The organism is Ehrlichia canis str. Jake, from assembly GCF_000012565.1.
Lineage (GTDB): Bacteria > Pseudomonadota > Alphaproteobacteria > Rickettsiales > Anaplasmataceae > Ehrlichia > Ehrlichia canis.
The window spans coordinates 1,199,443-1,213,307 of sequence record NC_007354.1 but is presented as its reverse complement, the minus strand read 5'-3'; the positions used below and the strand labels follow the sequence as shown (position 1 = coordinate 1,213,307).

Here is a 13,865-nt window from a genome sequence, read left to right as displayed (position 1 = left end):
AACTACTTAAACATACTTTTTATATCATTAAAAGTGACAAAAATCATTAAAGATAGAAGAAGCATTAACCCAATAGTAGATACATACCTCTGATATTTAGGGTTAAGTTGCTTACGTCGTAATATGGCTTGAACGAAATATTGGAAAATGTGTCCACCATCTAGCATAGGAATTGGCAACAAATTCATTACACCTAGATTAATAGAAATCATAGCCATACACAGCAGTACTTCATTATGTTTTACTGATTCTCCGGAATATTGTGCAATGCGTATAGGCCCACCTAGCTCAGAAATACTGCGTTTTCCTGTTAACATTTGCCCTAATACTTGAAAAATTGACTTTGACAAAAGGTAAGTATAGCTGATAGATTGAACGAATGCACTGGTAACACTTAACCTCTGTAATTCATAATTACTGAGTACATTACTCATTGTTATTCCTAAGAATGCCCTTTTTTTAATTTGACCAAAACTTCCTTTTTCTTCTTTAATACTTGGTTTGATTGTTACTGTGTGAATATGTCCGTTTCTTGAATATTCTATGATTAATTCTTGAGTATCTTTTGCATATTTTTCAATGTAGTATTTAATTTCTTCAAACCATTTGACATTATGGTCATTAATTTTCAAAATTATATCTCCAGATGCTAACCCAGCATGTTCTGCTACACTGTCTTGTAATACACCACCAATGACAGAATTGTGCTTCATTATTCCTTTAGTAGTGAAAAACATCATAAGTACTATTATGGCAAATATTAAATTTGCTAGTGGTCCAGCAAAAACAATGAGGAATTTTTGATATAAAGGCTTTTCACAAAATGCTCGTGACTTTTCTCCTTCTGATAAATGACTGGACCCTCCTTGAGAACTTGATGGATCTTCATCACCTAACATCTTTACGTATCCTCCTATTGGAATAATACTAAACTTCCATCTTGTTCCAGATTTATCATTAATTCCAAATAACTCAGGGCCGAATCCTATGGAAAAAACTTCAATTTTGACATTACATAACTTTGCAACAATGTAATGACCGTACTCATGAACAAAAACTATAACGGACATTATGGTAAGAAACGACAGCAAATAGAATGACCCACTATTTAGTATATGATATATATTATCAATAATACTTGCCATAAATAGAACACTAGATGTCTTAAAACTAATTGGATAATATAGTATATTTATATAGTTGACAACATAATATGTAATAATTTTAATTAGACAATTTAGCTGTGTTAAACATAAATGTTATGGATGAATTATTAGCAAAACGCAAAAAGTTGTTGTATAGAAGTTTGCATAGAGGATGTAAAGAAATGGATATAATACTTGGTAATTTTGCGTCGTATTATATACATCTTTTATCTGATGAAGACATTAATATATATGAAAAAATTGTTGATACTAATGATCATCAGCTTTATAAGTATATTACAGGAGAAGAATTTATACCACAGGACTTAGATGGTAACGTTATGAGAAGTATTATCGCACTTAATGAGTCATTGGTGAAATCAAGATTAGTAGAATAGTTATATGGATGTAACACACATTGATATTTTTAGGCAATGTTAGTTAGTGTTATGAAGCGAGGTTCTGAGTAATATTTATTAATTATTGAATTTATTATTAAATAATTTAGAATTTAGGACTGGTGCATTTTATGTGGTAACAGGTTTAATACCTTACCACTTATCAATGTGAGTTTGTTATTAATAATTTTTTAGCTATACAAACTTATAGTTGCTATTTCTAGTTTTTTATAGATTTAAATTTGGTATATTGTAATTAGTAATAATTTTATAAATTATGTTTTTTAGTGTTAATCTGGATTTAATATACATTTTGATATCAGCTTTGCTTGGTGGAGTTATTTTAAACTGTATGCCATGTGTGTTCCCAGTATTATCATTAAAAATAATGTCACTAATTAAAAGTGCAAAATATAAGAAAAAAATATCAGTGAAAGGTGAGGGTCTGTCATATACACTTGGAGTTATGACAAGTATGTTTGTACTATCTTCAGTGCTTTTGATATTACGTCATTTTGGTCACTTAGTAAGTTGGGGATATCAGATGCAATCTCCAATGTTAATTACACTCTTAATGTATGTAATGTTTTTAATGGGATTGTCTTTTTCTGGGTTTTATGATTTTCCGTTTATTTTTCCTAATTTAAATGGTGTTAATACTAAGAAGGAAGGGCTAATAGGCAGTTTTTTTGTTGGGGTATTATCAACATTTATAGCTACACCATGTACTGTTCCTTTTATGGTATCTGCTATCACTGTAGCTTTAAGTCAACCAAGTGTTTATTCTTTGTTAATTTTTCAGGTTCTTGGCTTTGGAATGGCCTTACCTTATTTATTATTATCATTTTTTCCAGGATTATTAAAAATTCTTCCTAAACCAGGTAAGTGGATGGAAGTTTTACAGAGGTTTCTTGCTTTTCCGCTGTATTTTTCTGCAGCATGGTTATTGTGTATCTTGGTAAAACAGAAGGGAACAGAAATATTATTTGCTGTGTTGTCGTGTGCTATATTATTTGTCATGGGGATATGGATTATGAAATTAGTAAAATCGTGGAAACCTGTAAGTAAGTTTGTGATTTTCTTATGTTTGTTACTTCTTGCAATTTCTCCTTTGTATTTTAAATCCGTGAAAGAGTTTGTAATGCAAAATAGAGAACCAAAGCGTATTGCCACTATGGAATTTTCTCAAGCAAAGCTGGATCAGCTGCTAAAAGAGAAAAAGACAGTATTACTGTCTGTGGGTGCAGATTGGTGTTTAACTTGTAAAGTTAATGAACAGGTTTTTCAGTTAAGCACTGTACAGGCTTTATTTGCAAAGAAAAATGTTTACTATATGAAAGGTGATTTAACTACTAAGAATCCTGAAGTAACAGCTTATATTAATCAACTAGATAAGAATAGCATCCCACTTTATGTGTTATATGTAGGTGGAGTTAAAGTTAAGGTGTTACCGCAAGTTCTCAGTGAAAAGACAGTAATTGATATTATAAAGCAATATGTAGAATAATTTCTTTATGTATGCCTAGTAATCTTGTGTAATGATTAATTGCATTAAAATGTATTTGTTATAGTTATATTTAAAATTTTGAAACAATGTATGTGTGTGAAAGAAAAACTTTGTTCAGTGTTCTTATGATAAAAGTAAAAATGATTAGATAATGACTATTGTTTGGTATCGTTGCAATGTTGATTCAGTTTTGTATGTCAATGAGTTATGATAGATTACTAGGAAGTCATACAGATTTTAGTAAGATAAGGTTTTGATTGTTAGTAATACTACTGTTATGTTAATATTAAAATTTGCTAAATATTGGTTATTCTGATTATTGTTAGAAATGGTTTGACTAGCTAGTAAGAAGCTATGTTTATTAATGGAAAAAAGCATTTAGGAAACTTTTTTGCATTTTCTAAGTTGTTTTCATAAGTACACCTATTAAATAATGATAGTTTGAAATATTATCTTTACGTTGCAAATTCCTTGCTGATTGTGTCAGAAAACTGATGAAGGACTATGTTTTTAAAGTGTGATAAGGGTATGATGAAAACTCATTGTCTAATTATTTTTAGTAATTAAACTTGTTAAATCAATAATAATTTAAAAATATTACTCAACTGCATGAATACTCATTGAGCAGTGGCTTCATTTGTTTTAGGAAAAAATATATACCATATTTTTTCAAAAAAACTTATTTTGTTTACAGTCCTTGTTGCGTATATAGGTATTATTTGTTCTGTAAACCCTGGTATTTGTATGTGGAATTTACCGATTTCTTGTCCTTTTTTTATTGGAGCAGAGATTGTGTTGTCATGTGAAAAAAAGGTTTTTACTGTATCATATGAACCTTTGGGATATGAGATAGTGACATCTTTATTAAAAGCAGCTCCTACATATTTTGAGTCGCCTCCTCTTACTGCTATTTCTTTTACTTTATTATCTTTATTAAATATGGTTTTACTGCTGAAATTATTGAAAGAGTAGTCCAACAATTGTTTTATCTCGGATAAGCGTTCTTCTTTAGTTTGCAGGCCATTAATAAACATAAATATTTTTCTTCCTTCATGTTTTGCTGCAACTATAGACCCATATCCTGTATCTGTATGTGCTGCAATCATACAGTCAACCCTGTTATCTGGCAGTAGCATGTTAATACTTTCTTGATATATATTATTGTATTTAAAATCCTTTTTAGAAAAGAGATGATAATACTCCGGGAAATCTTTGAAAAGATTTACCATTAATGTTATTAAGTCACGTGCTGACATTACTTGGTTTTGGTCTTGCACTCCTATTACATTGGTAAAATGGGACTTTGTTAAATTAAGTTTTTGTGCAATACGGTTCATTTCTTTCACAAACTCTTCCTGTGACCCTGATATACCTTCTGCGAGAGTAATACAAGCGTCATTTGCAGATGTTGTGATAATCCCATTGATTAAATCTCTCACTGCAACCAATTGTCCTGCTCTTAAAAAAATGGAATTACCACCTTTTTGCCAAGCTTCCTTACTAGTTTTAAATTTATCTTCCATCCTTACAAATCCAGCTTTTATGTAAAAAAATGTTACATATAAAGTCATTAAATTGCTCATGGAAGAAGATACAAATTGTTCATCAATGTTATGCTCTAATAGCATTGTCTCAGAAAGAAAATCAAAAATTCCTACTTGCGATGCTTTTGTTTGTAAGGGTAATGCTATTGCGTTGTTAATACATACCTGAATACCAAAAAAGCAAGATAATAGTAGAACTACATAACGTGACATTATAAACATCATTAAATCTATGAGCTTTTATATATATCAATCTTTGTGTTGTATCAATACATTAATTGATTTATTGATTTCTTTCTAATTTTAGTTAGAAAACATTTTTATTTCAACAATTTATATTAACTAATTTTCTGTTAAACTATTGGTTGAAAATATTTTTGTTTTATGTCAAAAAAGTTATACTATTGCTTATGTATCATAACATTTAGTTTTGTGTTTATACAATTTTGTAATAGGCTTTATAATATTATGTCATATAATATTAACATCTAGTTAGATTCAATGGTTTTATGCATAATATAATTAGTTATGGGATTTTTGTACCTAATATAGATGGTACTGTATTTGTTGCATCTACTGCTTCTATTGTAGGTAGTGTTTATATTAGTAAAAATGCTAGTATATGGTACAACTCAGTACTGCGAGGGGATGTTGGCATGATTAGTATAGGTGAAGGTACTAATATTCAGGATAATACTGTAATACATGTTGATAGAAATCAAGGCGATACAGAAGTTGGGAAGATGGTGACTATTGGTCATGGATGTATATTGCATGCTTGTCAAATACATGATTATGTATTTGTTGGGATGGGTTCTATTATTATGGATAAAGTAATTATGGAAGAGAATACAATGTTGGCGGCTGGATCTCTAGTTACAAAGGGTAAGGTCATTAAATCTGGTGAACTGTGGGCTGGTAGGCCAGCAAAATTTTTTAGGATGCTTTCTGAGGAAGAGCTAAATCATATTAAGGAGTCTGCTGATAACTACATAAGATTATCTCAAGAATATTTAGAGTGTAGATAATCAACTGGTTGCACTGTATGTTATAAGGTAAATCTCTATCACATTACTTGAGTATTAAGTTTTTTGTTAAATTCTCAATTATTAGATATGAGGTAAAGATATATCATGGTAGTTATTGGGATAACTGGTTTCGTATAATGGAAATTTCATTATTTTTTGAATAAGAAGTAATAAAACTATAGATGTTATTGCTAATTAAAATTGTATATTTTAATTCATGTAAATTTTAACAGATTTTTTTAGAAATATGTTACTTAATTAATATGAGTAAAATGTAGATTTGTTGGTATGGAAAATTTAGTAGATGATAAATTGTTATAATAGACTGTAGCATTTTGAAAATTGTTTTAAATATTCAAAATATTTATCAATGATGAATGTAGTTTTTGTGGTGAAACTGGATTTCATTTGTTTTGTAATAGGAGCTTATGTTAGCCAAAAACTAGATACTAGACTCTGTATTTTAATTACTGCTTCAATAACTAACTGATGGTATCAGTAATATTGACATTGGATATATATTAAAGTTATTTAGTAGAAGTTTTTGTTTGTAGTGTATATAAGAAAACCGATTGTTAATTCGCATGACAAAGTTTATAAATTCTTACAGTGTTAGGGTTTTTATTAAAATGCAATATATATTACTTGTAGTATTTAAACAGCAGTCTATTCTTAAATAAAATGAAGTTTTTAGTATGTTATAAAAAGTGAAATTTAAATGTTGAATTGCTATGACAATTTAAATCATAATTAGTTGTCGAATTGTATATGATTGCATATATAATCTAAGTCTGTATGGGGAATTTTTAAGGTACATTTTATGAGCGAGATACAAGTAAAGGCTGAAAATCTTGGTGGTGAGTCAATATTGGAGGCTCCTATTAGAGTTTCAGTGAATGTTGGTGATACGGTAAAACAAGGTGATATGTTGTTTATCATAGAGACTGATAAGACTTCGCTTGAAATTGTATCTCCTGAAGATGGTGTTATTGGTGAAATATTTGTTACTGATGAAGCAATGATACAAAGAGGACAAGTGTTGTGTACAATAAATACTGTGCAATCAAGTGCTGTTGAATCGTCTGATACTTCTTCTGCGCATAATGCTACTACTACAGCGGCTGATTGCATGCAGCAATTTATACAGAAAAAAGATGCGCCATCTGCAACGAAGCTGATGAAAGAAAATTCAATAGATCGAGATCAGATAAGTGGTTCTGGTGTTAGTGGGAGAATTACAAAGTCTGATGTTTTGAATTACATGAAATCTACTGCTTCTGAAGGAAGCAATATTAATCGATTGGCTGTTGTTTCTGAAGGAAAAAGGGAAGACCGTGTCAAGATGAGTAAAATTAGGCAAGTAATTGCTGCAAGGTTAAAAGAATCTCAAAATACAGCTGCCATATTAACTACTTTTAATGAAGTTGATATGAAAAATGTTATGGATCTTAGAGCTCAGTATAGGGAAAATTTTGAGAAGAAATATAGTATAAAGCTTGGTTTCATGTCGTTCTTTATAAAAGCAGTAATATTGGCATTAAAAGAGTTACCGGTAATCAATGCTGAAATATCAGGTAATGAAATTGTGTATAAGCATTATTATGATATAGGTATTGCTGTAGGTACAGACAAAGGGTTGGTTGTGCCAGTAATACGTGATGCTGATAAAATGTCTTTTTCTGAGCTTGAATTAACGCTTGCTGCTTTAGGCAAGAAAGCAAGAGAAGGGAAGTTAGAAGTTTCTGATATGGCAGGTGCAACATTTACTATTACCAATGGTGGTGTCTATGGTTCATTGCTTTCTACTCCTATAATTAATCCTCCTCAATCTGGGATTTTAGGTATGCATTCAATACAGAAGCGTCCTGTTGCAGTTGATGACAAAACTATAGAAATTAGACCAATGATGTATATTGCTCTATCTTATGATCATCGGATTGTTGATGGACAAGGTGCTGTGACATTTTTGGTAAGAGTAAAACAATATATTGAAGATCCTAGCAGAATGTTTTTAGAAGTATAATCAGGTAAGATTTTAGATTATATTGCTTTTATATGATGATGATTTATTTGTAGTTATATGTTGCAATGCTTTTAATTGAAGCGTAGCGATATATTTAAAATTAAGAAGGAGTGTTTGCTATAAATTAGTATATGGTTTAGTATATCCTGCTTGATAATAATATGGTTCTTGTGAATGGTATGTTCAATGTATTCGATAAAATGAATTGGTGTGTTTAAATTGTCAGTGAGATATTTTAAGAGAGAACAGTGGGACTTCCAAATGTCTTTGTGTCATCTTGTGATCATGAGTAGTTTGTAAGTAATGTGTTACATTTTTAATTAATGTGTCGAGTATGGATATTGGTTGCATGTTTTCACAGTATAAATTTTGCTGATCTTGTTTATAATCATAGAGTTTTTAATGAGCAGTGTGTCCATTGAATTAAAGTTATGTAATGTGTTGAAACAATACGTCGGCAAAATGTTTTTAGAATATAAGTTTATGTGTAAGTTCTAAATGTGTTTCTAATATCTTGTGATCATGAGTAGTTTGTAAATAATGTGTTATCTTCAGTTAAAGTTTATATATTGCAAGTTCTAATTGGATATTTTTTGATTAACATAAGGTTTAAAATACTCTGTATGTTGTGAGATGTACTGATAAAGAGCAAATTTTTGTGGTATTTGTTTTGTAATATATAAAAATAAAGCTGGTTTAAAAATTATTAGCAGTTGATAAAATTTTTGTAACCTTGTTAGATATGTATAAGGTTGTGTATAAATAGTAGTCACTTCTGAGAATTGCTGTTTAGGTATCTAAATATATTTGTTTTGTTTTAAGCATTAAGAGTTTATTATTTATGCTAAGCCAATAAAGGGAGATTCTTGTATTGTAAATATGATGTTTTTATAGCACAAGTAGTAATGTGATTTAATGTAAAATTTAAGGTTATGAAAAAATATGAGTAATTTGGAAAGAAGTATTACTATTCATAATAAAGAAGATTTTCAATATATGCGTAATGCTGGAAAGCTTGCAGCTGAAGTATTGGATTTTATTACATCATATGTAAAACCAGGAGTTTCTACTAATGAACTTAATAATTTGTGTCATGATTTTATTATTAATGCAGGTGCAATTCCTGCTCCTCTCGGCTATAGGGGGTATCCTAAATCTATTTGTACTTCGAAGAATTTTGTAGTTTGTCATGGTATACCTGATGATATACCTTTAAAAAATGGTGATATTGTTAATATAGATGTTACTGTTATAGTAGATGGATGGCATGGTGATACTAGTAGGATGTATTGGGTTGGTGAACCATCAATAAAGGCAAAGCGCTTATGTGAAGCTGCATATAAAGCATTGATGGTAGCAATTGAGCAAGTAATGCCTGGGCAGAAGCTTAATCAAATTGGTTTGGCTATTGAAAAAGAAATGAAGAAATATGGATATTCTATTGTTCGTGATTATTGTGGTCATGGTCTAGGAAGGGTATTTCATGCTTCTCCGAATGTTGTACATTATTATGATCCGGATGATACTGTAATTATTAGAGAAGGAATGTTTTTTACAATAGAACCAATGATAAATGCTGGAAAATGTAACACTATGCTTAATAAGAAGGATGGATGGACTGTTACAACCAGAGATTTGTCTTTATCAGCGCAATTTGAACATTCCTTAGGTGTTACTGAGAATGGAGTAGAAATATTTACATTGTCTCCACAAAATATGCATTATCCTCCTTATATGTGTTAATTTATTATGGATACTGTAATTTCTTTATATAATAGTGCTGTTAATTTTCTATCTAATTATAATATAGAGAACCCAAAACGTGATGTAGAAATAATAATAAAGCATCTTATCGATACTAAAAGCTTAGTGACTATACTTGACCCATATATGTCTGTTGATAAGTGTGATGTAGAAATGTTTTGGAAAATGATAAAGCAACGTGCTGCTAATGTGCCTGTATCACATATTATAGGTAGACGTGAATTTTGGAGTACAGAATTTATTGTAAATGCTGATGTTTTAGATCCTAGACCAGATAGTGAAACAATAATTTCTTCTGTACTTGCAATGTATCCTTGTAAAAATCGTAGGCTGGTAATAGGGGATTTTGGTACAGGTAGTGGCTGTCTATTGGCTGTTTTATTATTAAAGTATAGAAATGCTGTTGGCATAGCTATTGAAAAAAGCGTAAAAGCCTATAGAGTTGCGTATCAGAATTTTAAAAATCATCAACTATCTAGTAGGGTGAAGCTTAGATTGTCTTCTTGGGATAATTGTTATGATGTGTTTGATTTAATAGTTAGTAATCCTCCATATATTAAGAGAAGTAAAATTGCAAAATTACAGCCTGAAGTAAAACTATATGAACCGATGATTGCTTTAAATGGTGGGCCAGTAGGATTAGAAATTTATTTACAGATTTTCTTAGTTATAAAAAGATGCCTAAAGAAAAATGGTGTTGCTATTTTAGAGATAGGTGAAGATCAACATCAAATTCACAGGATAGTGCATAAATATGGATTAAAATTCTGTACTTATCATAATGACTTATCTGGGAAATTACGTTGTATAGTAGTTAAACAAGTGTAAAATCAAGTGAATATTCTAAAATCATGAGTTCCATTTAAATGTTTGGATATTTTACTAGATTTTTATCTATTGATAATTACTTATGTATTAAGAGATTAGAATTTGATATCAAGTGATTATTTGTATTGGATATTTATTGTTAGATTTCTTGGATAAAGTTCTAACGTTATTGTAATAATTCACTTGTTTTATATATAAGTTATTGACTTGTTTTATATATAAGTTATTGAGTTTATCACTTCATTATATACATAGGCTTTTTGTACATTTTCTTTCTATATTGGATAATATATTAATGAAATATAATTCTCTGTAATACTAGTTTATTTAATTTGTACAGTTATGTGTTGTTAGTCATTGGTGAGTAGTAATAATGAAGACACTATTAAATTTTGTATTATTTTTTTTAATAATATGTCAAAATATTAATCTATAATTCTAATTTAATCATTAATATAAATTACTAAGATTGCATATGTTTACTAATAATATTGTAAATTATATTTTGTATCATTTTTTGGTCATGATTTATAAATAAAGCACTAGTATTATAGTTTTTCTGTGTGTGGTTGTCATGGCTATATGTTAACAGTCGTTAATGGTAGAATAAAACTGCATTGAGTTTTTTTTATATCTTTTTTAAATGGTAACTGTATAAAGCAATAGTAGTACTATAATTCTCATTTATCTCCTATATGAATTTACAACAGCTATATATTTTGACTATTGATGAATGACGTTAGTAACCCGTGTTATTTTGTGTTTTAGTAATTAATTATATTAATGATTGCAGTGTTACATAACTTAATTTGTACCTATATTGATTGTTATAGCTGTGTATATTTACCATTGGTAATATTGAATGAATACACTGTTAAGTTTTACATTATTTGCTGGTAATAGCTATGTAAATGAAGTACAGATTATAATTCTAACTTGCCTGATTCATACAACCTGTATAAGTCATCACAACCACCTATGTGCTGATCATTGATAAATATTTGAGGTAATGTTCTCATGCCATTGGATTTTTGTATCATTTCTTCTAGCAATGTACTATTATTTGTAACGTCAATTTCTTTAAAGAGAATGTTTTTTTTGTTGAATAAAGCTTTTGCTTTAGTACAATAAGGGCAGGGGTCTTTAGTATATATTATAACTTTTGTCACTATAGTGTCTCTAAAATTAACTAAAAGTACTGGATATCATAGTAATCAGAAAAAGTAAAGGTAGGATTTTAATGAAGATAATATATGGTTATCCTAGTGAGAAAAGTGATCTCAGTAGTGTTCTTGCATTTGGGAATTTTGATGGAGTACATTTAGGGCATAAATCTATAATTAACACTGTGAAAAATATTTCAATTAAAGAAGATGTAGCGTCTGCGATTATTACATTTGCTCCACATCCTGCTGAGTATTTACATGGTAGAAAAAATTTTCTTTTGTTGAATTTTGAACAAAAGATAGAATTGTTGCAAAGCTATGAGATAGATTATCTGTATATTATTGATTTTAACCAGAGTTTTTCACAATTATCTCCTGATGATTTTATAAAAGATGTATTGGTCAGTAGCTGTAATGTAAAATATATTGTAACAGGACATAATTGTTTTTTTGGTTATAAATGTTTAGGAAATGTAGATTTGTTATATGCTTATGCAGATATTTATAACTATGAGGTTGTGCAAATAAATCCTGTTTTTATAAATGATGACATATTGTGTTCTTCTTCTTTGATTAGAGAATGTTTGTCTGAAGGAAAATTGGATTTAGCAAATAAAATTTTAGGTAGGCCATATCAAATTAGTGGTAAAGTAATAAGAGGATTAGCGAGAGGGCGTATTATTGGATTTCCTACAATTAATGTTGCTATTGAACATATGTTACCTAAAGTTGGTGTGTATTCTGCATGTGTGAAGATTAATAATACTACTACATGGTTAAATGGTATAGTGAATATTGGGTTGAGACCTACATTTGGTGACTTGAATGTTCCTATTTTAGAGATGCATATTTTTGACTTTAGTGATGATATATATGATCAATATGTAACTATTCAATTGTTGGACTTTATACGTCCTGAACGTAAATTTGATACTGTTGATCAATTAAAGCGACAAATTAATAATGATATTGTTCAGGTAAAAAAAATTTGATGAAAAAATATGTATTAATAATATGTTTAATAATTTTTATAGATCAGGTAAGTAAATGGTATGTAGTAAATTTGATAGGAGATAAAGGTGTAATAGAGATATTAAGCTTCTTGCGCTTTACTACAGTGTGGAATGCTGGAATTAGTTTTGGTATATTAAATAACTTTGAATATAGTAATGTTGTTTTTTGTAGTATCTCGATTTTGATTACTTGTGTTTTATGCTACTTATTTATAGTACAGCCACATTATAGATTACCTCTTGTAATCATTATTGGGGGGTCAATAGGAAATATCATAGATAGAATAAGATATGGTGCTGTCTATGATTTTATAGATTTTTATATCAATAACTTACATTGGCCTGTATTCAACCTGGCGGATTCTTTTATATTTTTAGGTATAGTAATAATAATGGCAAAGAGTAATAACCACATGAAACAAATTAACTGTAACTCCTAGATGTTTTATATAATATAACACACTTATATAAAGAAACGATACAACACCTAATAAAAAGGTGAATACAGGCTAAAACATAAATCTATTGATGCTGAGAGGATCCCCGGCTGCTCACTGCTAAAATGTCACAAGAAGCTATAGTCATGATGTCAATGCCAGCTGCTGGGAGTACTGCTGACAAAATATTCATTCCTTGATCTACTTTTGCTTCTTCTATAGTTTGTTGATTAGATAATATAATAACGTGAGTTTGTTTATCTGGACTTATAATGTTCTTTGCAGCATACATTACGAATGAGAGTAGGAAAACAGAAACGGCTACAATAGCTGCAACAACAAGTGGATTGGAGAGTTCTTGCATCTTGCTAAAGAATAGATCTGGGTTGTCATTACCCATTATCTTTCCACAAAATGCTGCAGCAAGTAATAAAGAAATTATTGATATTGCAAGCAGTACAGAAGAAGAAGTGCTTGACTCGTATCCAAAGCGATGTCTAATAGCATGTTGTGTGACTTGCTTACTTTTAGTTAAGCATATACTTAATGCTGCTGTTAAGGAAGCAACTAAAAGAACTGCAAGGCCAACCATTCCTGCTATTACAAATGGATTTGTTAATTGCAATCTTTGGAAACGATCACTGCAGGCAGCAGCAGCAAACAAGAATGCAGCTAAACCTAACACTGCAATGATTATAGCAGCTCTTTCTAAAGGCTGAAAGTTCCGTATACTTGTGCTATGAGCTTTCATAAATAATACCATTATGGTGAAACACTTCAAAATTTTAACTGATTAGTATTATTTTGTCAAGAACCGCAGATTGCGGCTTGTCAACAGCTATACTATTAAGTAGTAATTGCTCCGATTAATACCATCCAATACTTGGTAGTATAACTGCTTTTATTGAGTAAGTAAAATTGTAATTTTATTTTAAAAAATAAAATTAAATAATTAAGTAAAAATACTCATTGTTTTATTAATTGAATTGTAGTGATAATTTATTGATGTGTG

At 29.6% G+C, this 13,865-nt stretch carries 12 protein-coding genes; 8 read left to right on the top strand and 4 right to left on the bottom strand.

Annotated elements, in window-relative coordinates; all coding sequences use genetic code 11:
- Positions 1-2 precede the first annotated feature (2 nt).
- Positions 3-1,145 (bottom strand): RIP metalloprotease RseP, encoded by a 1,143-nt coding sequence (rseP, locus tag ECAJ_RS04425; protein WP_011304970.1) that lies wholly within the window; start codon positions 1,143-1,145, stop codon positions 3-5.
- 116 nt (positions 1,146-1,261) lie between these two features.
- Here rseP and ECAJ_RS04420 point away from each other — a divergent pair, with 116 nt between their 5' ends.
- Both ECAJ_RS04420 and ECAJ_RS04415 read left to right on the top strand, forming a co-directional pair.
- Complete coding sequence (locus ECAJ_RS04420; RefSeq protein ID WP_011304969.1) at positions 1,262-1,543, top strand: succinate dehydrogenase assembly factor 2; 282 nt, start codon at positions 1,262-1,264, stop codon at positions 1,541-1,543.
- A 277-nt stretch (positions 1,544-1,820) separates the two neighbouring features.
- Positions 1,821-3,050: a protein-disulfide reductase DsbD family protein gene (locus tag ECAJ_RS04415; RefSeq protein ID WP_011304968.1), complete on the top strand. Its 1,230-nt coding sequence runs from the start codon at positions 1,821-1,823 to the stop codon at positions 3,048-3,050.
- 617 nt (positions 3,051-3,667) lie between these two features.
- On the opposite strand, the gene ECAJ_RS04410 is transcribed toward ECAJ_RS04415, so the two are convergent.
- Positions 3,668-4,807 (bottom strand): D-alanyl-D-alanine carboxypeptidase family protein, encoded by a 1,140-nt coding sequence (locus tag ECAJ_RS04410; protein WP_231243035.1) that lies wholly within the window; start codon positions 4,805-4,807, stop codon positions 3,668-3,670.
- Between the two features lie 296 nt (positions 4,808-5,103).
- Between ECAJ_RS04410 and ECAJ_RS04405 the strand changes: the two genes are divergently transcribed.
- The 4 genes from ECAJ_RS04405 to prmC all read left to right on the top strand — a co-directional run bounded on the left by ECAJ_RS04405 (position 5,104) and on the right by prmC (position 10,237).
- The gene (locus ECAJ_RS04405; RefSeq protein WP_011304966.1) at positions 5,104-5,622 is read left to right on the top strand and encodes a gamma carbonic anhydrase family protein; all 519 of its coding nucleotides are present in this window, start codon (positions 5,104-5,106) and stop codon (positions 5,620-5,622) included.
- Positions 5,623-6,442: 820 nt separating this feature from the next.
- Positions 6,443-7,645 carry a 2-oxoglutarate dehydrogenase complex dihydrolipoyllysine-residue succinyltransferase gene (gene odhB, locus ECAJ_RS04400; RefSeq protein ID WP_011304965.1) on the top strand — a complete coding sequence of 401 codons (1,203 nt, stop codon included), beginning with the start codon at positions 6,443-6,445 and terminating at the stop codon, positions 7,643-7,645.
- Between the two features lie 942 nt (positions 7,646-8,587).
- Positions 8,588-9,388, top strand: a complete 801-nt coding sequence (map, locus tag ECAJ_RS04395) for a type I methionyl aminopeptidase (RefSeq protein WP_011304964.1) — start codon at positions 8,588-8,590, stop codon at positions 9,386-9,388.
- 6 nt (positions 9,389-9,394) lie between these two features.
- Positions 9,395-10,237: a peptide chain release factor N(5)-glutamine methyltransferase gene (gene prmC, locus ECAJ_RS04390; RefSeq protein ID WP_011304963.1), complete on the top strand. Its 843-nt coding sequence runs from the start codon at positions 9,395-9,397 to the stop codon at positions 10,235-10,237.
- A 923-nt stretch (positions 10,238-11,160) separates the two neighbouring features.
- On the opposite strand, the gene grxC is transcribed toward prmC, so the two are convergent.
- Positions 11,161-11,406, bottom strand: coding sequence for a glutaredoxin 3 (gene grxC, locus ECAJ_RS04385; protein ID WP_011304962.1), 246 nt, complete (start codon positions 11,404-11,406; stop codon positions 11,161-11,163).
- Positions 11,407-11,477: 71 nt separating this feature from the next.
- Between grxC and ECAJ_RS04380 the strand changes: the two genes are divergently transcribed.
- Complete coding sequence (locus ECAJ_RS04380; RefSeq protein ID WP_011304961.1) at positions 11,478-12,395, top strand: bifunctional riboflavin kinase/FAD synthetase; 918 nt, start codon at positions 11,478-11,480, stop codon at positions 12,393-12,395.
- On the top strand, positions 12,395-12,856 hold the full coding sequence (gene lspA, locus ECAJ_RS04375; protein WP_011304960.1) for a signal peptidase II: 462 nt from the start codon (positions 12,395-12,397) through the stop codon (positions 12,854-12,856). The genes ECAJ_RS04380 and lspA overlap by 1 nt, the downstream gene beginning before the upstream one ends.
- Before the next feature lie 82 nt (positions 12,857-12,938).
- Here the strand turns inward: lspA and ECAJ_RS04370 are convergent, their stop codons facing one another.
- Complete coding sequence (locus ECAJ_RS04370; RefSeq protein WP_155799213.1) at positions 12,939-13,604, bottom strand: hypothetical protein; 666 nt, start codon at positions 13,602-13,604, stop codon at positions 12,939-12,941.
- Positions 13,605-13,865 lie beyond the last annotated feature (261 nt).